The organism is Micromonospora peucetia (genome assembly GCF_900091625.1).
In the GTDB taxonomy this organism is placed as follows: domain Bacteria; phylum Actinomycetota; class Actinomycetes; order Mycobacteriales; family Micromonosporaceae; genus Micromonospora; species Micromonospora peucetia.
In genome coordinates this window covers 6,031,627-6,052,998 of sequence record NZ_FMIC01000002.1, presented here as the reverse complement: position 1 = coordinate 6,052,998, position 21,372 = coordinate 6,031,627, and the positions used below count along the sequence as shown (strand labels likewise).

Annotated in this window: 20 protein-coding genes and 1 pseudogene; 10 read left to right on the top strand and 11 right to left on the bottom strand. The window is 73.9% G+C overall.

The window, feature by feature from the left end; genetic code table 11:
* Window positions 1-286 precede the first annotated feature (286 nt).
* The gene (locus GA0070608_RS27325) at window positions 287-2,104 is read left to right on the top strand and encodes an acyl-CoA dehydrogenase (RefSeq protein WP_091631513.1); all 1,818 of its coding nucleotides are present in this window, start codon (window positions 287-289) and stop codon (window positions 2,102-2,104) included.
* A 24-nt stretch (window positions 2,105-2,128) separates the two neighbouring features.
* Here GA0070608_RS27325 and GA0070608_RS27320 read toward each other — a convergent pair whose 3' ends face one another.
* The 4 genes and pseudogenes from GA0070608_RS27320 to GA0070608_RS27315 form a co-directional block, all read right to left on the bottom strand.
* Window positions 2,129-3,820 (bottom strand): long-chain-fatty-acid--CoA ligase, encoded by a 1,692-nt coding sequence (locus GA0070608_RS27320; RefSeq protein ID WP_176734011.1) that lies wholly within the window; start codon window positions 3,818-3,820, stop codon window positions 2,129-2,131.
* Window positions 3,821-4,011: 191 nt separating this feature from the next.
* Entirely contained in the window at window positions 4,012-4,188 is a 177-nt protein-coding gene (locus GA0070608_RS32860; protein WP_176734010.1) for a hypothetical protein, read from the bottom strand.
* Between the two features lie 115 nt (window positions 4,189-4,303).
* Window positions 4,304-4,495 (bottom strand): annotated as a pseudogene (locus GA0070608_RS34380) (DUF488 family protein); the annotation flags it as partial.
* Between the two features lie 504 nt (window positions 4,496-4,999).
* Window positions 5,000-5,713 (bottom strand): polyamine aminopropyltransferase, encoded by a 714-nt coding sequence (locus tag GA0070608_RS27315; RefSeq protein ID WP_091631508.1) that lies wholly within the window; start codon window positions 5,711-5,713, stop codon window positions 5,000-5,002.
* Window positions 5,714-5,844: 131 nt separating this feature from the next.
* On the opposite strand from GA0070608_RS27315, the gene GA0070608_RS27310 reads away from it, so the two are divergent.
* Together GA0070608_RS27310 and eccB are read left to right on the top strand one after the other, a co-directional pair.
* Window positions 5,845-6,849, top strand: coding sequence for a zinc-binding dehydrogenase (locus tag GA0070608_RS27310; RefSeq protein WP_218107688.1), 1,005 nt, complete (start codon window positions 5,845-5,847; stop codon window positions 6,847-6,849).
* 81 nt (window positions 6,850-6,930) lie between these two features.
* The gene (eccB, locus tag GA0070608_RS27305) at window positions 6,931-8,322 is read left to right on the top strand and encodes a type VII secretion protein EccB (protein ID WP_091631502.1); all 1,392 of its coding nucleotides are present in this window, start codon (window positions 6,931-6,933) and stop codon (window positions 8,320-8,322) included.
* Between the two features lie 162 nt (window positions 8,323-8,484).
* On the opposite strand, the gene GA0070608_RS27300 is transcribed toward eccB, so the two are convergent.
* The 5 genes from GA0070608_RS27300 to GA0070608_RS27280 form a co-directional block, all read right to left on the bottom strand.
* On the bottom strand, window positions 8,485-9,090 hold the full coding sequence (locus tag GA0070608_RS27300; protein ID WP_091631499.1) for a class I SAM-dependent methyltransferase: 606 nt from the start codon (window positions 9,088-9,090) through the stop codon (window positions 8,485-8,487).
* 97 nt (window positions 9,091-9,187) lie between these two features.
* Window positions 9,188-9,781, bottom strand: a complete 594-nt coding sequence (locus GA0070608_RS27295; RefSeq protein ID WP_218107594.1) for a GNAT family N-acetyltransferase — start codon at window positions 9,779-9,781, stop codon at window positions 9,188-9,190.
* A 47-nt stretch (window positions 9,782-9,828) separates the two neighbouring features.
* Window positions 9,829-10,695, bottom strand: coding sequence for a carbohydrate ABC transporter permease (locus GA0070608_RS27290; protein ID WP_091631493.1), 867 nt, complete (start codon window positions 10,693-10,695; stop codon window positions 9,829-9,831).
* Window positions 10,695-11,657 (bottom strand): carbohydrate ABC transporter permease, encoded by a 963-nt coding sequence (locus GA0070608_RS27285; RefSeq protein ID WP_091631490.1) that lies wholly within the window; start codon window positions 11,655-11,657, stop codon window positions 10,695-10,697. Before GA0070608_RS27285 ends, GA0070608_RS27290 begins: the two co-directional genes overlap by 1 nt.
* The gene (locus tag GA0070608_RS27280) at window positions 11,654-13,048 is read right to left on the bottom strand and encodes an ABC transporter substrate-binding protein (RefSeq protein WP_091631487.1); all 1,395 of its coding nucleotides are present in this window, start codon (window positions 13,046-13,048) and stop codon (window positions 11,654-11,656) included. The genes GA0070608_RS27285 and GA0070608_RS27280 overlap by 4 nt, the downstream gene beginning before the upstream one ends.
* Before the next feature lie 116 nt (window positions 13,049-13,164).
* Between GA0070608_RS27280 and GA0070608_RS27275 the strand changes: the two genes are divergently transcribed.
* Genes GA0070608_RS27275 through GA0070608_RS27265 form a run of 3 tightly spaced genes read left to right on the top strand, consistent with a single transcriptional unit; the run spans window position 13,165 to window position 16,384 of the window.
* Window positions 13,165-14,202: a zinc-dependent alcohol dehydrogenase gene (locus GA0070608_RS27275; RefSeq protein ID WP_091631484.1), complete on the top strand. Its 1,038-nt coding sequence runs from the start codon at window positions 13,165-13,167 to the stop codon at window positions 14,200-14,202.
* Window positions 14,202-15,020 (top strand): sugar phosphate isomerase/epimerase family protein, encoded by an 819-nt coding sequence (locus GA0070608_RS27270; protein ID WP_091631483.1) that lies wholly within the window; start codon window positions 14,202-14,204, stop codon window positions 15,018-15,020. Before GA0070608_RS27275 ends, GA0070608_RS27270 begins: the two co-directional genes overlap by 1 nt.
* Window positions 15,017-16,384 (top strand): MGH1-like glycoside hydrolase domain-containing protein, encoded by a 1,368-nt coding sequence (locus GA0070608_RS27265; RefSeq protein WP_245715968.1) that lies wholly within the window; start codon window positions 15,017-15,019, stop codon window positions 16,382-16,384. The genes GA0070608_RS27270 and GA0070608_RS27265 overlap by 4 nt, the downstream gene beginning before the upstream one ends.
* A gap of 21 nt (window positions 16,385-16,405) precedes the next feature.
* Here GA0070608_RS27265 and GA0070608_RS34375 read toward each other — a convergent pair whose 3' ends face one another.
* Window positions 16,406-16,633: a hypothetical protein gene (locus tag GA0070608_RS34375; RefSeq protein WP_245715967.1), complete on the bottom strand. Its 228-nt coding sequence runs from the start codon at window positions 16,631-16,633 to the stop codon at window positions 16,406-16,408.
* A gap of 143 nt (window positions 16,634-16,776) precedes the next feature.
* Between GA0070608_RS34375 and GA0070608_RS27255 the strand changes: the two genes are divergently transcribed.
* The 3 genes from GA0070608_RS27255 (at window position 16,777) to GA0070608_RS27245 (ending at window position 19,186) form a co-directional block, all read left to right on the top strand.
* Complete coding sequence (locus tag GA0070608_RS27255) at window positions 16,777-17,163, top strand: DUF2267 domain-containing protein (RefSeq protein WP_091631480.1); 387 nt, start codon at window positions 16,777-16,779, stop codon at window positions 17,161-17,163.
* 253 nt (window positions 17,164-17,416) lie between these two features.
* Window positions 17,417-18,175 carry a thioesterase II family protein gene (locus tag GA0070608_RS27250; RefSeq protein WP_091631477.1) on the top strand — a complete coding sequence of 253 codons (759 nt, stop codon included), beginning with the start codon at window positions 17,417-17,419 and terminating at the stop codon, window positions 18,173-18,175.
* A 75-nt stretch (window positions 18,176-18,250) separates the two neighbouring features.
* Window positions 18,251-19,186: a TauD/TfdA family dioxygenase gene (locus GA0070608_RS27245; RefSeq protein ID WP_091631474.1), complete on the top strand. Its 936-nt coding sequence runs from the start codon at window positions 18,251-18,253 to the stop codon at window positions 19,184-19,186.
* Window positions 19,187-19,288: 102 nt separating this feature from the next.
* Here the strand turns inward: GA0070608_RS27245 and GA0070608_RS27240 are convergent, their stop codons facing one another.
* Window positions 19,289-20,551: a hypothetical protein gene (locus GA0070608_RS27240; protein WP_245715966.1), complete on the bottom strand. Its 1,263-nt coding sequence runs from the start codon at window positions 20,549-20,551 to the stop codon at window positions 19,289-19,291.
* A gap of 131 nt (window positions 20,552-20,682) precedes the next feature.
* On the opposite strand from GA0070608_RS27240, the gene GA0070608_RS27235 reads away from it, so the two are divergent.
* Window positions 20,683-21,315 carry a hypothetical protein gene (locus tag GA0070608_RS27235; RefSeq protein WP_141719558.1) on the top strand — a complete coding sequence of 211 codons (633 nt, stop codon included), beginning with the start codon at window positions 20,683-20,685 and terminating at the stop codon, window positions 21,313-21,315.
* Window positions 21,316-21,372: the final 57 nt, after the last annotated feature.

Below are 21,372 nucleotides of genomic sequence, written 5' to 3'. Positions count from 1 at the left end.
GAACCTGTCCGAATTGCGGCGCAATGCCGTTTCGTATCCAATGCGGCAGCCCGAAGTTCTAGATGCCGCCGGTCCCCAGGGGCGGGATGCGAGGCGGTCAGCGCGGGTGCCGTAGCTGGTGGGCCGGCCGGCCGGCGGCAGGCGACGCGCCGGGGTTTGCAGACCCGGCCGGCGCACGCGGCTGCGGGTGGTGCGCCGGCCGCCCGGATCAGTCAGGATGACCTGCGCGAGGGCACCGCCGGGCCGCGCCGCGGCCGACGGCACGCCCGTCGGCGGAAGGAGACCCGTGTCGTCCAACCTGCTCTCCCGTCGCGACCTGCGCTTCCTGCTGCACGACTGGCTGGAGGTGACCCGGCTGACCGGGCGGCACCGCTACGCCGAGCACTCCCGGGAGACCTTCGACGCCGTGCTGGAACTCGCGGAGCGGGTGGCCACCGAGCGGTTCGCCCCGCACAACCGCGCCGCCGATCTCGCCGAGCCCACCTTCGACGGCCGTCGGGTACACACCATCGCGCAGGTCAAGCAGGCCCTCGACGTCTTCGCCGAGACCGGGCTGCTGGGCGCCGGCATGGACGCCTCGGTCGGCGGGATGCAGCTGCCACACGTCGTACGGGCCGCCTGCTTCGCCTGGTTCCAGGCCGCCAACGCCGGCACCTCGGCGTACCCGTTGCTGACCCTCGGCAACGCCAACCTGCTGCTGGCGCACGGCAGCCCCGAGCAGATCGACACCTGGGTCCGGCCGATGGTGCAGGGACGCTTCTTCGGCACCATGTGCCTGTCCGAGCCGCAGGCCGGCAGCTCGCTGGCCGACATCACCACCCGCGCGCAGCCGCAGGACGACGGGACGTACCGGCTGCACGGCACCAAGATGTGGATCTCCGGCGGCGACCACGAGCTGTCGGAGAACATCGTCCACCTGGTGCTCGCCCGGATCCCCGGCGGCCCGCCCGGGGTGAAGGGGATCTCGCTGTTCATCGTCCCGAAGGTGCTGCTGGGTGACGACGGCGCGCTCGGCGCCCGCAACGACGTCGTCCTGGTCGGCCTCAACCACAAGATGGGCTACCGGGGCACCACCAACACGCTGCTCAACTTCGGGGAGGGCGTGCACCGGCCCGGCGGGCGCCCCGGCGCGGTCGGCTACCTGGTCGGCGAGGCGCACCAGGGCCTTTCACAGATGTTCCACATGATGAACGAGGCGCGGATCGGGGTGGGCGCCGGCGCGACCGCCCTCGGCTACACCGGCTACCTGAAGTCCCTCACGTACGCCCGACAGCGAACGCAGGGTCGCCCATTGGCCGGCAAGGATCCGGCCACGCCGCAGGTGCCCATCGTCGCCCACCCCGACGTGCGACGGATGCTGCTGGCGCAGAAGAGCTACGTGGAAGGTGCCCTGGCGCTGGTCCTCTACTGCGGCCGGCTGCTCGACGAGGAGAAGACGGCACCGGAGGCGGCGGACCGGGAGCGGGCCCGCCTGCTGCTGGACGTGCTCACCCCGATCGCGAAGAGCTGGCCGTCGCAGTGGTGCCTGGCCGCCAACGACCTGGCCATCCAGGTGCACGGCGGCTCCGGCTACACCCGGGACCACGACGTCGAGCAGCACTGGCGGGACAACCGGCTCAACCCGATCCACGAGGGCACCCACGGCATCCAGGCGTTGGACCTGCTGGGACGCAAGGTCACCATGCGGGGCGGGGCGGGGCTCGCGCTGCTGGTGGAGACGGCCCGGGCCACGGTCACCCGCGCGTGGAAGGCCGGGGGTGAGGTCGCCGAGCTGGCCGCGTCGCTCGGCGCCGCCCTGGACCGGGTCTCCCTGGTCACCCGGCGGCTGTGGAGCACCGGCGACCCGGACGTGGCGCTGGCCAACGCGAGCGTCTACCTGGAGGCGGTCGGCCATGTCGTGATCGCCTGGATATGGCTGGAGCAGGTGCTCGTCGTCGAGGCGACCGGCGGCCCCGGCGACGGCCCGGACGCCGACCTGCACGCCGGCAAGCGGCAGGCCGCCCGGTACTTCTTCCGCCACGAACTGCCCCGTACCGGCCCGCAGTTCGACCTGTTGGACAGCCTCGACCGGACCATCCTGGAGATGCGCGACGACTGGTTCTGACCGACCGCCCGCAGCCGGGCGCTGTCAGCGGTCGGCGAGCAGCCGGTCGCGGACCTCGCGGCGCAGGACCTTGCCGATCTGGGAGCGGGGCAGATCCTCGACGACGACCACCCGGCGGGGCACCTTGTATCCGGTCAGATGCCGCCGGCACGCCGCCCGGATGCTCGCCTCGTCGAGGTCGGAGCCGTCGTCCAGGACGACCGCCGCCACCACCTCTTCGCCGCCGTGCTCGCCGGGCAGGCCGACCGCCGCGGCGTCGTGGACACCGGGAACCTGGCGCAGCGCGTCCTCCACCTCCGACGGGTAGACGTTGAACCCGCCGGTGATGATCAGCTCCTTGATCCGGTCTACCACGCTGACGAAGCCGTCGGCGTCGGTCACCACGATGTCCCCGGTACGTAGCCAGCCGTCGGGCAGCAGCACCGCCGCCGTCTCCGCCGGGCGGTTCCAGTAGCCGGTGAACACCTGCGGTCCCCGGATCAGCAGCTCGCCCGCCTCGCCCGGCTCCCGGTCGCGCGACGGGTCCTCGGGGTCGACGATGCGGATGTCGGTGGACGGGAAGGGCACGCCGACGGTGCCCGGCCGGCGGGCGGGGGAGACCGGGTTGCCGAGCGCGACGGGCGAGGTCTCGGTCATGCCGTAGCCCTCGACGAGCAGCCCGCCGGTGACCGACTCCCACAGCTCGACCGTCGCCGGGGGCAGCGCCATGGCGCCGGAGATGGCGTACCGGGCCGAGGAGAGGTCCACCCCGCGTTCCCGGGCGGCCAGGGCCAGCTTCTCGTAGATCGGCGGTACGGCGGGCAGGAAGGTCGGCGGGCGGCGGCGTACCGCCTCCAGGGTCTGCTCCAGGTCGAAGCGGGGGAAGAGCACCAGCGTGGCGCCGATGCTCACCGAGAAGGTCAGGCAGAGCGTCAGCCCGTACGCGTGGAACAGCGGCAGCACCGCGTACACCGTCTCCTCGCCGTCGCGCAGGCCGGGCACCCAGGCGCGGCCCTGCGCCGCGTTGGTCCGCAGGTTGCGGTGGGTCAGGATCGCGCCCTTCGGCGTGCCGGTGGTGCCGCCCGTGTACTGCAACAGCGCCGTGTCGTCCGGTCCGGGGGCGGGATGGTCGGCAGCGAGGGGCCCGGCGGCGGCGACCAGCCGCTCCCAGGACAGCGCCCCCGGCGCGGGCCCGGTCATCGCCGCGCGGGTGGCCCGCGCCCGGGCCAGCGGCAGCCGCAGCGCCAGGCGCTTGCGCCGGGGCAGCGCCCGGGTGAGGTCCACGGCGACCACCGTCTCGACGGCGGTCGCGTCGGTGGTGTCGCGTACGAGGGGGGCGATCTTGTCCCAGACGATCGCGACGCGGGCGCCGTGGTCGGCGAGTTGGTGGGTGAGCTCCCCGGCGGTGTAGAGCGGGTTGTGCTCCACCACCACCGCGCCGAGTCGCAGCGCGGCGTAGAAGGCGACGACGTGCTGCGGGCAGTTGGGCAGCACCAGCGCCACCCGGTCGCCCCGGCCGACGCCGAGCCGGCGCAGTGCCTCGGCGGCCCGGCCCACCTGGTCGTCCAGGTCGGCGTACGTGGTGGTGGCGCCGAAGAAGTCCAGGGCGACCCGGGGGCCGAACCGGCGGGCGGCGTCGCGCAGCAGGTCGACCAGCGATTCGTCAGACGGCGTGACGGTCGCCGGCACGCCCGGGGCGTAGCTGCGCAGCCAGGGCCGCTCCGCACTCAGGTCCATGTCTCTCCTCCGCCCGTGGCGCACCGTCGTCCTACCTAACGGTAACCTACGGTCGCGTAGGTAGCGGCGGGGTCCCCCGCCCGACCGGCGGAAGACGGGTCGCGGCGATGGCCCACGGCCGGCTGGTCGCCTACCCGGCCGACGGGCGCCCGTTCGCGACCTACGAGGAGAGTTTGCCGCCGCGCTCGACGTCAGCGGTGCCCGGCCGAACGGCGCACCGTCTGCCGGCCCTTGACCACCCCCATGACGACGACCACGACCAGCGCCACCACACCGATGATCACCAGCCAGCGGACCGCCTCCAGGAGCAGCCCGAGCAGGACGAGCGCGCCGGCGACGACACCGACGACCCAGAGTACGGCTCGCATGTCCACCCTCCCGTGGTTCCGGCCGCGACGCGCGGCCTACCCGTCCGCCTTCCCGGCCCGCACCCGGCCATGCCGCCACGACCGGCGAAGTCCTCGGCGCGTCGCGCCGGTGGCAGTGCCACCGGACACTCTCCTTGCACACCACCGTCGAGGTCGGGGCCGCCGCGTCGGCCAGCACCGCGTCCAGCGCCGCCCGGAAGTCGGCGGTACGGGTGTACGCCGCGTACGCCCGGAAGGCGGCGACGGCCCACCGGCTGGCCGGCTCGTCGGCGCTGGCCGGGCTGGGCCGCCGGCCGCCGAGGCGCATGAAGCGGAAAGTGCGCCCCGACCTTCCGGCCCGACGAGGCCGATGCGCTCGACTGGCTGGCGTTCGAACAGGCCGGCGTCGTCACCACAGCCCAGACGTCCGGTGCTGGGCGGCCGAATCGCCGCCGGTTGGCGGCCGGCAGGATAGATCTTGGACAGTTACCGTCCTCCGGGAACGACAACTGTCCAAGATCTCGGGTCGATGTCGGCGGCAACTTCCCCAACTGGTCGTACTGCCGCCGGGCGTCTGGCCGGCGCACGAACACGCCCAGCGCACGGCCTGCGGGCCACCCGCCCCGCGTCCGTTGCGGTGGAATCGTAAGGGGCCCGGGGCGGGCGGTCAGGGGGCAGAGCATGGGCGTCGGCCAGTGCGGGAAGCGCCGCTCCAGATCAGCCGGCGGCGGGCCGCCGTTCAGTTCGGCGGCCTCGGCGTCCAGGGTCGCCAGGTGGACCAGCAGGGCTGTCCGGTTCCCGCGCTCTCGACCAGGAGGCGCAGCTTCCGGCGTCAGCGCTGGGCGACGTAGACGGTGTTGGCCGACTCCCCGCCGGTCAGCGGGTTGGCGAACGGGACGACGTGCGTCCGCGCGGTCCGGAACACCGCGGCGAGGGTCGCCTCGAAGTCGGGATCGGGCGGGTCGTCCGACCAGAGGGCGAACACCCCGTCCGGGTGCAGGTGGGCGGCGAGGCGGCGCAGTCCGTCGGGGGTGTAGAAGGCGGCGTGGCCGGGGTGCAGCACGTTGCGCGGCGAGTGGTCCACGTCGAGCAGCACGGCGTGGAACCGCCGCGCCGGGTCCTGCGGGTCGAAGCCGGTGCCGTCGGCGACGGCGGCGAAGAAGTCGGCGCGCACGAACCGGGTACGCGGGTCCGCGGCCAGCCCGGCGGCGAAGGGCAGCAACTCCCGGCGATGCCAGTCGATGACGTCCTCGATCGCCTCCACCACCAGCAGCGAGGCGACCCGGTCGTCCTCGAGGGCGGTGCGGGCGGTGTAGCCGAGGCCGAGGCCGCCGACGACCACGTCGAGCCCCTGCCCGGCCAGCGGGGCCAGGCCCAGTCGGGCCAGCTCGATCTCCGCGACGGGGAAGAGGCTGGACATCAGGAACTCGTCGTCGAGCTTGACCTCGTACACCTCGACGCCGAGCGACGGGTCGCGGCGCCGGCGCAGGCTGATGAGGCCGATCGGGGTCTCCCGCCAGGCCAGTTCCTCGAATCGCACGCCCACGGGCCCGGATGCTACCCGCAGGCGTTGCGGGCCCCGGCCGCCGGCACGCGCATTCCTGCCGCGCTGCCGGGTATGCGTGCCTGTCGAGGGCCCCGGCCGGGGCCGGGCAGGGAGGACGCACAGTGGCGGACATGCTGGCCGGACGGCTGCACCTGGCGGAGCGGGCGCTGCGGATGGAGTCGGTGCCGGTGCCCGAGCCGGCGAGCGGGCAGGTGCGCATCAGGGTCGAGGCGGCCGGGGTCTGCCTCTCCGACGTGCACCTGATCGACGGCATCCTCACCCCGCTCTACCTGCCCGGCGACGTGGTGACGCTGGGGCACGAGGTCGCCGGGGTCGTTGACGCGTTCGGCGACGACGTCGAGGGCTGGGAACCCGGCCAGCGGGTGCTGCTCCAGGCGGGGGAGCGGGACCGGCGCGGCACGGTGCTGACCCGGGGCGTCGACTACGACGGCGGTTGGGCCGAGTACGCCGTGGCCAGCCAGGACACGTTGGTGCCGATCCCGGACGACCTGCCCTTCGAGCAGGCCTGCATCATCCCCGACGCGGTCTCCACCCCCTGGGCGGCGGTGACGGACACCGCGCGGACCCGCCCCGGCGAGGCGGTCGGGGTGTGGGGCGTGGGCGGCCTGGGCGCACACGCCGTGCAGCTGCTGCGCCTGGTCGGCGCGGCCCCGGTGATCGCGGTGGAGCCGCTGGCGGCGGCACGGGACCGGGCGGTGGCCCTGGGGGCCGACGCGGTGCTCGACCCGGCCGACCCCGCGTTCCGCGACGCCGTGCTGGAATTGACGGGCGGGCGGGGGCTGGACGTGGCGTTCGACTTCGCCGGGGTGACCGCCGTACGGGAACAGGCGTTGGCCGTGCTCGGGCGTCGGGGCCGGTTGGTGCTGGCGGGCATCGCCAACAAACCGGTCACCATCGCGTCGGACAGCCCGTTCAACTACTTCCAGCAGGCGGTGCTCGGCCACTACGGCTCCGAGTCCGAGCACGTCGAGCAGTTGGTGTCCCTGGTCCGGCAGGGGCGGCTCGACCTGTCGGCGTCGATCAGCGACGTGTTGCCGCTGGCCGACGCGGAGGAGGCGGTACGGCGGGTGCACGCCAAGCAGGGCAACCCGATCCGACTGATCCTGCGCCCGTGACCTGCCGCCGCGACGCAGGGTCCTCGGGGCATCGACGGAACGCTTATCCTGTGCCCCGACCGCCCCACCGGAAGGGACCCCATGCCGTCGCGGCAGGACCAGCTGCACTCGTACCAGTTCACCGTCCAGCGGGCGGTCGCCGCCCTGGTCATGCGGGAGACCGACCCGGTGCAGTCGCCGTTCCGGCGGCTGGCCGGCGCTGGCCTGGCCAGCGTGCTGGTCGCCGCCATCGGCCTGGGCGGCTTCGCCCTCTACGGCCTCTTCACCGGGGGCGGCGGCAAGACATGGCGCGACCCGGGCGCGGTGATCGTGGAGAAGGAGTCCGGCGCCCGGTTCGTCTTCCGGGAGCAGAAGCTGCACCCGGTGCTCAACTACGCGTCGGCCCTGCTGATCATCGGCGCGGAGCGGCCGAAGACGGTGCTGGTCTCCCGTCGGGCCATCGACGGGGTGCCGCGCGGGCTGCCGCTGGGCATCGCCGACGCCCCCGACTCGCTGCCGGCCAGCGGTCGGCTGTCCACCACGCCGTGGACGGTCTGCTCCGTGGCCGCCGCCGAGGCCGACCGGTCGGTGCCCCGCTCGGCGCTGCTGATCGGCGTGACCGCCGGTGGGGGCCGGGCACTGGGCGAGGACGCGCTGCTGCTGCGTGACCCCGACGGCGGGCTGCACCTCGTCTGGCACCAGCGTCGCTACCTGGTGCGTGATCCCAACCGGGTGCTGGCCGCCCTGGCGGCCACCCGGGCCCGCGCGGTGCCGGTGGCCCCGGCCCTGCTCAACAGCCTGCCCGCGGGCGCCGACCTCGCCCCGCTGGCCCTGCCCGCGCAGGGGGAACGCTCCGCGCGGGTGTCCGGGGCGCGGGTCGGCGACGTCTACCTGGTGCGCAACTCCGGCGGTGGCCGGCAGTACGCGGTCGCGCTGCGCGACGGCCTGGCCGGCATCACCGAGTTGCAGGCTGGCCTGCTGCTGGCCCGCACCGGCCAGGGCGAACCGGAACCGATCACGCTCGGGCGGTTCGCGGCGCTGCCGAAGCTGCCCGACCTGGCCCCGACCGGGCCGACCGCCCCACCGACCGCACCGCCCCGGCTGGCCGTCGCCGACGGGGCGGGACTGTGCGCGCGGGTCGGCGACGACGGCGGCGTCGCGGAGGTCCGGCTCGACGTCCGGCTGCCCGACCTGGCCGCCGCGCCGCGTACCGCCCCGACGGCCGGGGGCGGCGTGCGCGCCGACCACGTCGTGGTGCAGCCAGGCCGGGGAGCGGTGGTCGAGGCTGCCGCGGCGCCCGGCGCGTCCGGCGGCTCGGTCTCCGTGGTCACCGACCTGGGCCGGCGGTACGTGCTGGCCGGCGGTGAGGTGCTCGGGATGCTCGGCTACCGCGACGTCCGGCCGGTGCGGCTGCCGGCCAGCCTGGTCGCCCTGGTGCCCGCCGGCGCCACGCTCGACCCGGCGGCTGCGCGGGTCGTCGCCGCCCCCGCCTGAGCGGCCCGGTCCGGGCCCCGCGACCCCGATGGGGCGGCACCGGCGGCCAGCACCGGCGGCCAGCACCGGCGGCCAGCACCGGCGGCCAGCACCGGCAGCCGGCACCGGCGGCGCTGGCGGCTCGGGCTCAGCCGACGGCTGGGCTCAGCCGGCGGGGGAGGCTCAGTCGGCGGGGCGACGCAGCACGGTGACGGCGAAGTCGGCGTCGTCGCGCCACGGGCGCAGATCCCAGGTGGCGAAGCGGTGCTCCAGCCGCAGGCCGGCGGCGAGGGTGTCGGCGTCGAACCCGGTCAGCGGGTAGCCCCGGTCGGTGCCGAAGCCGACCGCCAGCACGCCGTCGGGGCGCAGGTGGGCGGCGATCCGGCGGAGCACCTCCGGCTCGGTGCCGGGGGCGACGAAGGCCAGCACGTTGCCGGCGACGACCGCCGCGTCGAAGGGTTCCGGCTCGCCGTCCGCCGCCAGGTCCAGCTCGGCCAGGTCGGCGACCAGCCAGCGGGGGCCCGGGTGGTCGGCGCGGGCGGCCTCCACCAGCGCCGGGTCGGCGTCCACCCCGACCACGGTGTGGCCCCGGGCGGCCAGCGCCGCGCCCACCCGGCCGGTGCCGCAGCCGGCGTCGAGGATCCGGGACCCGGGCGGGACGATCGCGTCCAGCAGCCGGGCCTCGCCGGCCAGGTCGGCCCCCTCGGCGGCCAGCCGGCGGAACCGGTCGATGTACCACTGCGAGTGCTCCGGACCGGTCTCGGTCTGCCATCGGGTCGGGTTTCCCATGCCGTCACCGTAGCCGGGTTCCCAACGGTCCCGCGGCGGTGGGGCGGACGGCGGGAACGCCCCTGTCGGCGACTCGGGCCGGCGAAGCCGTGCCTGGTCAGGCCGGCACGACGTCGCCGCGTGGACGTCCTGCCGACGAGCCGTCAGGCTGGGCCGACGGGTCGATGACCCAGTGGTTGGTGCGGAAGAGGCGTCCGCCGAAGGCCGTCTGCTCCGCACCGACGAAGGCGAATCCGCCCGATCGGCAGATGGCGTTCGACGCGGCATTGGTCGTGGCCGGGAAGGCGTGGATGGGACCCCATCGGCCGTCCGCCCGGGCCAGGTCGAGCACCGCACGGACGGCTCTTCCCGCCAGGCCTCTGCCCTGGAACTCCGGGGCGACCATCCAGCCGATCTCGGAGATTCCCGCGTGGGAGTACAACGTCACCGTCCCGGCCACCTGCGCGGCGCCGCCGGGGATGATCATTTTGATCCAGGCGCTGCCGTCCCGGACGGTTTCGAGGTCCCGCCGAAGCTGGGCGGCTACGCGCTCACGCGGCTGCGGGCCGCCCAGCTCTGCCATCACGGCCGGATCGCAGCGCATCCGCACGTACGCGTCGAGGTCGCCCGGCTCCACGTCGCGTAGCACGTCGACAGCGGGCGGGGCCGCGGTGGGCGGGTCGCCGACGACCGCGTCAGGGGAGACATCCACCCGGCACATCCTCGGTCAGCGCCCACCGTGCGGCAACCCCGCCCGGCTCAGCCCTTTTCCGCACCGCTGGTGAGCCCCTCGGTGAGCAGGCGTTCGCTGGCGAAGAAGAGGATCACGATGGGCAGGGTGAGGAGCACCGAACCAGCCATCAGCACCGTCTTCGGCACCTCCACCCCGTCCGACAGTTGCGCCAACCCCAGCGACACCGTCCACCGGTGCGGCTTGTCGACCAGGAAGAGCAGGGCGAAGAGGAACTCGTTCCAGGCGATCATGAAGGCGTACAGGGCGACGGCCATGATCGACGGCGCGGCGAGGGGGAGGCTGACCCGGCGGATGATGCCGAGCCGCCCGGCGCCGTCGATCGCGGCCGACTCCTCCAGGCTGACCGGGATCGTCTCGAAGTAGTTGCGCAGCATGTAGACCGAGACCGGCAGGGTCTGCGAGATGTAGACCAGCACCAGGCCGAGCAGCGAGCCGCGCAGCCCGGCGCGGGTGAAGACCACGAAGAGCGGGATCGCGATGACGATCGACGGGAACAGGTAGACCGCCAGGAAGAGGAAGTCGACCTGCCGCCGGCCGAAGAACCGCAGCCGGGCGACCGCGTACGCGCCGGGGATCGCCACGGCCAGGGTGAGCAGGGTCGCCGTGACGGCGACCAGGCCGCTGTTGCGCATGAGGGTGAGGAAGCCCTGGCCGCCGTCGTCGACGGCCCGGACCACCTCGGCGTACGTGTCGAAGGTCAGCTCGCTGAGGCCCACGACCAGCGAGCCGGGGTCGAGCAGCAGCCGCTCGATCGGGCGCACCGAGAGCACCAGCATGTAGTAGAAGGGGAAGACGGTGACCAGCAGGAACGCGGCGATCACCAGCCGGCGCAGCCAGCGCAGGCCCACCGTCTCGATCCGGTCCCGGTCCATCAGCCGTCCCTCCGTCCGCCGAAGAAGCGCAGGTACACCAGCACGAACACGATGAGCACCACGGCGAGTACGACCGCCTGCGCCGCCGCCGCGCCGACGTCGGTACGCGCGGTCAGGAACTCGTAGACCCGGACGCTGACCACCTCGGTGCCGGCGGCCCCGCCGGTGAGCAGGTAGACGTCGTCGAACTTGTTGAACGTCATGATGAACCGCAGCACGCCCAGCAGACCGATCACCGGCAACAGTTGCGGCAGCAGGATGTGCCGGAACCGCTGGGTGGGGGTGGCCCCGTCGACCCGGGCCGCCTCCTCCAGCTCACCGGGGACCGCCTGGAGCCGGGCGAGCAGGAACAGGAAGGCGAACGGGAAGTAGCGCCACGCCTCGAAGGCGATGACCGTGGCCAGGGCGGTCGACTCCTGGGACAGGAACGGCACCGGGGTGTCCCAGCCGAGGAACCGGCGGCCCCAGTCGTTGACGATGCCGAGCTGCGGGTCGAGCATCACCTGCCAGACGAAGGTGACCGCGACCACCGGCGCCACGTACGGCAGCAGCATCGACGCGCGCACCAGGGTGCGACCCCGGAACGGCCGGCGGACGACCAGCGCCGCCACCAGGCCGAGCAGGATCGAGCCGGCGGTGCTGGACACGCTGTAGACCAGGGTGGTCCAGAGCGTGTCGGCGAAGCCGGGGGTGTTCAGCACCCGCTCGACGTTGTCCATGGTGAGTTCGCCGAACAGCCCGGTGCGGCGCAGTGTGGCCAGGCGGACCCGCTGGAAGGCCAGCACGACGGTCCAGACGATGGGTATGCCGATCACGGCGATCACGACGAGCAGGGTCGGGGCGACCAGCGCGAGCCCGGCGCGGGACTCGCGCCGGCGCAGGGTCGGCGGTCTGCGGCGGCGGGCCGGGGCCGGTCGCTCCCGGGCGGGGGAGCGGTCGGTGCCCGGTGGGGCGGTGGTCAATTGACGCCCGCCTTGATCGCCTCGACGTCCTTCTTCGCCCGCCGGGCGGCCGAGGCGGCGTCGGTCTTGCCGGCGACCACGTCGGTCAGCGCCTTGGGCACCGGCAGCTCGCCGAGGATCGCGCCGACGAGCTTGCCCTGGCCCTGGGTGAGGCCCCAGCGCCGGAAGGTGTCGGGGCTGCCGCGCAGGCCGGCGAGCACCTCGTCGCCGTAGACCTCGGCGAGTGGCTTGCGGGTGTCGACCCCGGCCTGGCTGGCGTTCCATGCGGTGAGGAACTTCTCCGGCTCGACCGCGGTGCCCCTGCGGACGGGGAAGCGGCCCTCGGGGGACATGCCGAACCAGTGCGGGTACGCGTCGCCGAGCAGGTGCTCCACGAAGGACGTCGCCGGTTCGGTGGCGGCGCCGTCGAGCACCGCCCAGGAGTTGATCTCGCCGTACTGGGCCGGCGCGGTGCCGTTCGGGCCCTTGAGCGCGGTGACGAAGCCGCTGTTCTTCGCCAGGAACGCCGGGTCGGCCTGGCACTGCGGGCAGGTCGGCTTGGCGTCGTTCCGCAGGCCGGCCAGCTCGTCGAGGATGAACGGCGACCAGACCAGCATGGCCGCCCTGCCGGCGAAGTAGGTGGCCCGGGTGGTGTCGACGTCCTGCGCGCCCCGGACCGAGCTGGTGCGCATCAGGTCGCCGTAGAACCGGAACGCCTCGACGCACTCCGGGGAGTCCAGCCGTACGGCCCCGGAGTCGTCGGTGAGCTGGCAGTTGTTGGCCAGCGCCAGGTGTTCGAAGGACTGCTGGGTGAACACGTCGCCGGGGGCGGTGGCGGCGGTGATGCCGGCGACGCCGCCGGTGTTGAGTCTCGTCGCGGCGGCGGCGATCCTCTCGTACGTGTCGGGGGCGGGCAGCCCGGCGGCGGCGAACAGGTCCTTGCGGTAGACGAGCAGTTGGCCCCAGCCGTCGCTGGGCACGGCGAGCTGCTTCCCGTCGTCGGCGGTCAGTTCCAGGGCCCGCGGCGAGAAGGTCTGCCGGCCGAGTTTCTCGACGACCTCCGCGTTCGCCGAGGGGTGCAGCAGTTCGTTGCCGGCGAGGGTGCGGACGCCGGCGAGCGGCACCGAGCCGACCACGTCGGGCAACTCGCCGGCGGCGGCGCTGGAGGCGATCAGGGCGGGAAACTGGTCCTCGTTGACGGTGACCAGGTCGACGGCGATGCCGGTGCTGGCGGTGAAGTCCGCGATGATCGCCTTGGTGGCGGTGACCCGGTCGGCCACGTCCTCCAGGCTCCACACGGTGATTTTCCTGCTGTTGCTGTTGGATCCGTCGTCGCCGCAGGCCAGCAGGCCGGCCCCGGTGACTGCGAGGATCAGGGTGGCGGCGAGTATCCGCATCGGAGGTGCTGACATCGGTGGCACTCCTCTCGAAGGGTATAGAAGGGATTCAACGCCTTCGATAGATCAATTACAAGACATATGCCGATTTTTTGCCTACGATGGAGCCCAGTGCTACCGGGATGTGACTCATGGTCAACTGGGTTGTCTCACTCGCCGGGCCCCGACGGATCAGCCTCGAGCCCTGCCCCCGGGATCCGCTCGGCCCCGGCCAGGTCCGGATCCGCACCTGCTACTCCGGCATCTCGGCCGGCACGGAACTCACCCTCTACCGGGGCAGCAATCCCCGGCTGAGCAAGGACTGGGACGACATCAGCCGGATGTTCGTGCCCCGACAGACCTCCGTGCCGTACCCGCTGGTGGGCTTCGGCTACGAGGAGGTCGGCGAGATCGCCGAGGTCGCGCCCGATGTGGCCGACCGGCGGGCCGGGCAGGTCGTCTGGGGCATCTGGGGGCACCGCGCCGAGGCGGTCGTGCCCGCCGACACGGTGCATCCGCTACCCGTCGGGCTGGACCCGCTCGCGGCGGTCTTCGCCCGTCCCGGGGCGGTCGCCCTCACCGCGGTGCTCGCCGGCGACCTGCATCTGGGCGACTGGGTCGCGGTCTTCGGGCAGGGCGTCATCGGGCTGCTCGCCACCCGGCTCGCCGCCCTCTCCGGCGCGCGGGTGGTCGCCGTCGACCGGGTGCCCGCCCGGCTGGCGCACGCCGGCCGACTCGGCGCCCGCCTCGGCGTCGACGCGGGCACCGAGTCGGCTGCGGCCGTGCTGCGCCGGGCCACCGGCGGCCGGGGCGCGGACGTCTGCCTGGAACTGTCCGGGGCGTACCCGGCGCTGCACGAGGCGATCCGCTCCACCGCCCACGCCGGCCGCGTCGTGGCCGCCGGCTTCTACCAGGGGCAGGCCGACGGGCTCGGCCTCGGTGAGGAGTTCCACCACAACCGGATCCAGCTGGTGGCGGCCCAGGTGTCCGGGCCGACCCCGGCACCCGGCATGGCCGGCCGGTGGACCGGGGCCCGCGTCGCACACACCTTCATGGACCTGGTGGCCGAGGGCAGCGTCGACCCGCTGCCGCTGGTGAGCCACGTCGTCGACGCGAGCGCGGTGGCCGACGCGCTGGCGCTGCTCGACCGCGGTGCGGATGACGTCCTTCAAGTGGTGCTGAGGTTCTGATGACGATTCCACTGGCCTGTCAGGAGCAACTCCTGCCGGGCACCGACCTGATCCGGAAGTACGCGCTCGCCACCGCGCTCGGCTACGACGCCGTCGAGCTGCGCGGCCGGGGCGACCTCGACCTCGCCCGCCGGCTGCCCGAGCTGCGCCGGGCCCGCGCCGCCGGGGTGGTCATGCCCACCGTCTGCGTGGAGATGGACCACTTCATCGGCGACTTCGACCCCGAGCGCTCCCGCGACGCGGTGCGCAACCTGCGTTCCCAGCTCTCGGTGATCGCCGAACTCGGCGGCGTCGGCGCGATGACCCCGGCGGCGTGGGGGATGTTCTCCCGGCGGCTGCCTCCGTTCGAGCCGCCCCGCTCCCCGGCCGGCGACCGGCGGGTGCTCGTCGACGCCCTGGGCGAGCTGGGGGAACACGCCCGCGCCGAGGGGGTCACCCTTTTCCTGGAACCGCTCAACCGGTACGAGGACCACATGGTCAACCGGCTCGACGACGCCGTCGCCCTCTGCGCGAGCGTCGGGCTGCCCTCCGTGCGGGTGGTGGCGGACACGTTCCACATGAACATCGAGGAGGACGACGTGCACCGGGCGCTGCGCGCCGCCGCGCCGTACCTCGGTCATGTGCAGGTCAGCGACTCCAACCGGCTCCAGCCCGGCGCCGGTCACCTCGACTGGCCGGCGCTGGTGCGCACCCTTCTGGAGATCGACTACCGGGGCTGGCTGGCGCTGGAGTGCCGGCTGCGCGGCGACCCCGTACGCGCCCTGCACCAGGCCGCCACCGTGCTGCGGCACGCGCTGCCAAGGCAGGCGGCGGCATGAGCACCGGGACCACCGACGGGCCGCCCGCCGGCACCACCCAGGGCGGAGCCCGGGACGCCGCCGCCCTGCGCCGGCTCGCCGTCGCCACCCTCGAGGCCAACTGGGAGCACGACCACACCGTGCCCTCGCGCACCCTCTACCCGCACCAGTGGAGCTGGGACTCGGCGTTCATCGCGGTCGGCTGGTCCCACGTCCGCCCCGACCGCGCCTGGCGTGAGCTGGCAAGCCTGTTCCGGGCCCAGTGGGTCGACGGGCGGGTGCCGCACATCGTGTTCAACCCGGCGCTGCGCGTCGGCTCGTACTTCCCGGGGCCCGAGTTCTGGGACTCGGCGCTCGCCGAGGGCGCACCGGCCGCCGCCACCTCCGGGCTGATCCAACCGCCGGTGCACGCGCCCGCCGCCTGGCTGGCGTACCGGCGGTTTCCCTCGGCGGCCGGGCGGGCGGCGCTGTGCCGGCTCTATCCCCGGCTGGTGGCCCAGCAGCGCTACCTCGCCACCTGCCGGGACGTCGGCGGGGGCGGGCTGGCCTGCGTCGTGCACCCGTGGGAGTCCGGGCTGGACAACAGCCCCGCCTGGGACGCGCCAATGGCGGCGGTGCCCGCCGACGTGGCCGTCATGCGCGCGTACCGCCGACACGACACCGCGCACGCCGCCGCCGCGCACCGCCCCACGGACCTCGACTACGCGCGCTACGTGGCGATCGTGGCGTCCTACCGCGAGCGCCGCTACCGCGACGAGGACCTCGCCACCCGCCACCCGTTCCTGGTGGAGTGCCCGCTGTTCAACGCGGCGATGGGCGCCGCGGAGCACGCCCTCGCCCGGATCGCGCCGCTGGCCGGCGCCGACCCCGGCCCGCACCGGGAGCGCGCCGCGCGGGTCACCGAGGCCCTGGTGCGCCGGCTGTACGACCCGACGACCGGCACCTTCCACCCCCGGGACCTGCGCACCGACCGCCTCGTGCCGGCCCGGACGGTGCTCGGCCTTGCCCCGCTGATCCTGCCCGACCTGCCCGTCCGGCAGGTGTCGGCGCTGGTCACCGAGGCCTGCTCGGCGCGTTTCGGGCTGGCCGCCCGGATGGACCGGCCGCTGCCCAGCCACGACCGCACCGCGCCGGACTTCGAGCCGCTGCGCTACTGGCGCGGGCCGAGCTGGATGAACATCAACTGGCTGGTGCGCCGAGGGCTGCTGCGCCACGGCCGCCCCGACCTGGCCGCCGGCCTGCGCGACTCGATGATCGAGCTGGTGGCCCGCTCCGGCTGCCACGAGTACTTCCACCCCGACACCGGCGCCGGGCTCGGCTCGCCGGCGTTCGGCTGGACCGCCGCGCTGCTGCTCGACGTCCTCGCCGACGACCCGGCCGGCTGAGCTCCGCCGAGCCGCCCCCGGTCAGCCGGCCGGGATCAGCTCCCGCAACAGCAGTTCCCTCCTGCTCCCGCTCGGCGGCGACTTCAGCGCGGGACGGAGGCGGTCGGCCATGCGGCGGGCCAGCCCTATCCAGGCCAGGGCGAACATCAGCGTGGGCCCGACGATCCAGTTCAGCACCAGCGAGGAGACCAGCAGCCGCCGGTCGCCGGTGACGGCGTCGAGACGGTCGTAGCGGACCTTGGCCAGCACGTCGATCCGGCGGCCCGGGGACGCGGGATCGCCCGGCTGCTGCTCGACAGGCTGATCGGTTGGCAGACGACCTCCCCGGGGGGAGTTCGTTTGCCGGCATCGGGGGCGGGTATGCGCGGGGCCGGTGACGACAGGAGGCGCCCGTGCGGTTTCCCCTATTCGTCGACGCGGTGTCCCGCCACGCCGGCCTGCCCGCCGCGCAGGCCGCCACGATCGCCCGCGCCGTGTTGCAGACCATGGTGGAACGGATGAGCGGCGGTACGGCCGGTCATCTCCCCGACGAACTGGACGGCTACCTGGCGGGGCCCGGCGCCGACGGTCCGGCGACCGCGTTCGGCCCGGCGGACTTCGTGCGTCGGGTGGGGGAGCGGGCCGGGGTGGACGAGGCCACCGCCCGAACGGGAACCGGCGCCGTCTTCGCCACCCTGCGGGAGGCGGTCACCGTCGACGAGTTCCACGACATGGTCGCCCGGCTGCCCCGGGACTTCGACGGCATGACCCAGCCGATCCCCCGGCCGGACGACGTCTGAGCGGCCACGCCGTCACCGTCCAAGCCCGCGCGTCACGCGGATCTCCGCGATCGGGCATCGAGTTCTATGCTCACATTGTGAATCTATAGGGAGTTCATGAGGCCGCTCGTGGAGCATCGCGAGCGGCCCGATCGCGGCCGACCCACCGGGGACCGGAGGGCGTCGCACCCCACGGCGCGGTCCGGCACACCGGGCCGACCATCCAAGCGTTCCAGCGCCAGCGGTACTGGACCGACTCTCTGAAAGGCGCGCGGTGACCTGGTTCCTTTCCGCCGGCGACCGGCACCTGGCGCCGGTCCAACTGTTCTGCCTGCCGTACGCGGGCGGAGGCGCGAGCGTCTTCCGGCGCTGGCAGGACGGGCTCGGCCCCGACGTCGAGGTGCTGCCGGTGCAGCTGCCCGGCCGCGAGAACCGGATCAGCGAGAACCCGGTGTTCCAGGTCGCCGACGTCGCGTACGCCATCGCCGACCGGATCCGCGGCCCGTACGCGATCTACGGCCACTCGATGGGCGGCCGGCTCGGCTTCGAGGTCGTCCGCGAGCTGCGCCGCGCGGGACGTCCACTGCCGTTGCGGCTCTACGTCGGTGGCGCCCGCGCACCGCACATCGTCGGGGCCAGCCACTTCGACGGGCTGTCCCGGGTGGACGACGACGAGCTGCTGCGTCGCCTCGAGGCTGGCGGCGGGCTGCCGGCCACGCTGCTGGAGTACCCCGAGCTGGTCGAACTGCTGCTACCCCTGCTGCGCGCCGACTTCGGTCGGGTGGACGACTACCGCTACACCCCCGAGGAGCCGCTGCCGATGCCGATCGTGGCGTTCAGTGGCCGCAGCGACACCACCGTCAGCCAGGAGTCCAGCGCCGGCTGGCGGGAGCACAGCGCCGCCGGCTTCACCCTGCGCGAGATCGACGGCGGGCACTTCTTCCTCAACGAACGGCTGCCCGACCTGCTCGTCGCGATCCGGGCGGACCTCATCTCGGCCCGTACCGACGCGGCCCCCCGCCACCACGGGTGAGCTGCCCGCCACTGCCATCCCCGCCGTCCCACGGCCACCCCCGCCGGCGACGGCGAGCGACGCAGGAGTGAGAACATGAGTGACCGGATCGCCACGTTGCCGATGGTCGTCGAGAACGACGGCCGCGAGCTGACCGAGCTGATCGCCGCCCGCCGCGTGGAACTGCGCGCGAGCCTGGTGGAGCACGGCGGCCTGCTTTTCCGCGGGTTCGACGTGGGTGGCGTCGAGGGCTTCGACCGGGCGGTGCGGGCGCTGTCCGGCGAGCCGTTGGTCTACACCGAGCGGTCGTCGCCCCGGCACGCCATCGCCGGTCGGGTCTACACCTCCACCGACTACCCGTCGAACGAGGAGATCTTCCTGCACAACGAGAACTCGTACCAGGCCCGCTGGCCGCTGACGCTGTTCTTCTACTGCATCACCCCGCCGCAGACGCAGGGCGCCACCCCGCTCGCCGACGTCCGCCGCGTGTACGCCGAGATCGACCCGGCGGTACGCGAGGAGTTCGTCCACCGTCGGTGGATGGTGGTACGCAACTTCCACGGTGACTTCGGCACCCCATGGCAGCACGTGTTCGGCACCGACGACCGTGCCGAGGTCGAGGCGTACGCGACGGCGAACCGGATCGAGCTGGAGTGGCGGGGCGCCGACGGGCTGCGTACCCGCGCGGTACGCGACGTCGTGCACCACCGGCCCGGATCGGACACCCCGCGCTGGTTCAACCACGCCACGTTCTTCCACGTGAGCACCCTGGCCAAGGACCTCCAGGAAGGGCTGCTGGCCATGTTCGGCACCGAGGGGCTGCCGGCCAACACCTACTACGGCGACGGCGGCGAGATCCCCGCCGACGTCATGGACCACCTGCGGTCCGCCTACCGGGCGGCCAGCGTCCGCTTCGACTACCAGCGCGACGACGTGCTGGTCGTGGACAACATGACCGCCGCGCACGGACGGGAACCGTTCACCGGCCCCCGTAAGATCGCCGTCGCGATGGCCGAACCGCACACCCCCTGATCCGGGTCGTGTCCCGGGCGCGACCCCGGCGGCCCTACGCTGGCCGGGCCGGCCCGTGCTCGGGGTCCGGCGGCACGTGGACGCCGCCGAGCTTCCACCGGGCTACTCGTCGTCGTAGCGGCCCGCGACGTCGGCCTCCGGCAGTTCCTCCGGGGCGGCGACCCAGGCGGAGAAGACCGGCACCCCGTGCCACGGGCCGGGCGCGCCGCCGCCGGCCCGGCCGTCGGTGGCGACCGCCACCACGGCGTACGGGTGGCCGAAGCGCAGCTCGGCGATCCGGGCCACCCCCTCCGGCGGCAGGCTGGCCGCCGAGGCGAAGGCGGTGACGGCGGCTGCCTCGAAGCCGTACCGGCCGTAGCGGGCCATCGCCGCCTGGGCCGCCTCGAACCCGAGCCCCGGCGAGTCCAGCAGCTCGCCGAACACCCCTGCGACGGCGGAGAAGCCCAATCCGGGCGCGGTCAGGTCGTGCCGGCTGTGGGCCGACCAGCAGGGCAGTACGGCGGTGACCCGTTCCTCCCGGCCGTCCGGCGCGTACGTGTAGGTCGGCTCCTCACGCAGCGTCCACAGCGGACTTTCGCCCAGCGGGATGCGGAAGAGGGACCGTCGCTGTGCCGGCAGCTCACGCTCCGGCGTTCTGGCGGCGGCCGTCGCGATCTCGTGGGCCGCCGCGAGGACGTACCCGGCCGGCACGTCGGGTGCCGCGGCGACGGAGACCACCAGCAGTCCGGCCGCACCGTCGGCGGTACGCGCCGGGGCGGCGTGCACGGCGACGGTGTCGGCCCACACGGTGTCCGCGATCCAGCACCGGTGGCCGTACCCGGGGGTGCGCAACACCCGGCTCAGCCCGCCGGCCCAGGCGCTGTGGGACCCGAGCGCGTCGGCCGGCGCCACCTCGAACGGCTCCGCCCACGAGATCCGGGTGGCCAGGGCGCTCGCCAGGATCAGCAGCACCTCCGGCGTGACCGTCAGCGGGAACGCCTCGATGAGACCGAGCGTGTGCTCGCGGGCCCACGCGTCGAGCCGGGCCTGGTCCGGCAGCGGCCCGGTGGCGGTCGGCCCAGGCAGGGTCGCCTGCCACCCGGCGAGCCCGGCGGTCCCACTTCCGGGCCGGTGCCAGAACGCGGTCGCCGAGCGCACCAGCGGATGCGGCTCCGCCAGCAGGGCACGAGCGTTCTCCGCGGCGGTCGATACGTCGGTGCCGAGCACCTCCTCAAGGGCCGTGCGGGTCCGGCCGGTGGCGGCCGGCGCGGCAAGCGCCAGCAGCAGCCACGCGCCCAGCGGGGAGGCGACGTGGTGCCCGTCGCCGATCATGGCGTGCAGGCGGTCGGCGTAGTGGGCCACGGGGGCGCTGATGTCGGTCGTCACCGCCTCACTGTGCCCGCTCGGCGGGCCGCCGTCACCACCACCCGTCGCTCCGCCGCTTGGCGGTTCGGCCCGGTGCGCGGCACCGCAGCCGGCTGGTGGCCCGTGCACAGGGGCGTGCCATCGTCGTCGTCATGTCAGGAATCCCCGTGCCACCCTTCGCCGGTCACGACGACGCGCGCCGTTTCCACCAGTTGCTCATGCTGCACCTGTCACAGCTCAAGCGGCCGGGCGAGGCCGTGGGGGTGCACCAGTTCCTGCTCGGCCAGGCACTCGCGCCGCACGGACCGCGCCGGGACCCCGATGCGGCGTGCGCCGAGTGCGAGCGTCCCTACCCGTGCCGAACGGTCCTGCGCGTGGCGCTCGTCAGCCGGTTCGGCGTCGACTGGAGCCCACCCGGGCTGGTCCGGCTGCTGCGCGACGCTCGCATCTGGGGCGCCCGCTTCGACGACGTCGAGGTGGGCGAGGAACGGTTCGCCTGGGAGCACGAGCCGAGGTTCACCGCCGAGCGGCGGTCCGACGGCGGCTGGGTCGTCACCTCGACCGAGCGCGGCTCGTCCCGGGTGCGGGCTGAACCGGCCGACGACCGGGCGATGATCGATTTCATCGCCGACCAGGTGCGGGAGCACCCGTTCCCGTTCGGCTGGCGGGTGCCTGCGGAGCTTCCGGCGATGGTGGCGGACGGGGCCCGCGCCGCGGCCGGGTGGTGGTCCGAGCACGGACGCAAGCCGTACCTGTCGGGGCACGACGAGAACGGGAGCTGGTGATCCGCCGGTCACACATCCGGCTTTGTCACAGGACTGTCATGAGATCGCAGGGCCACC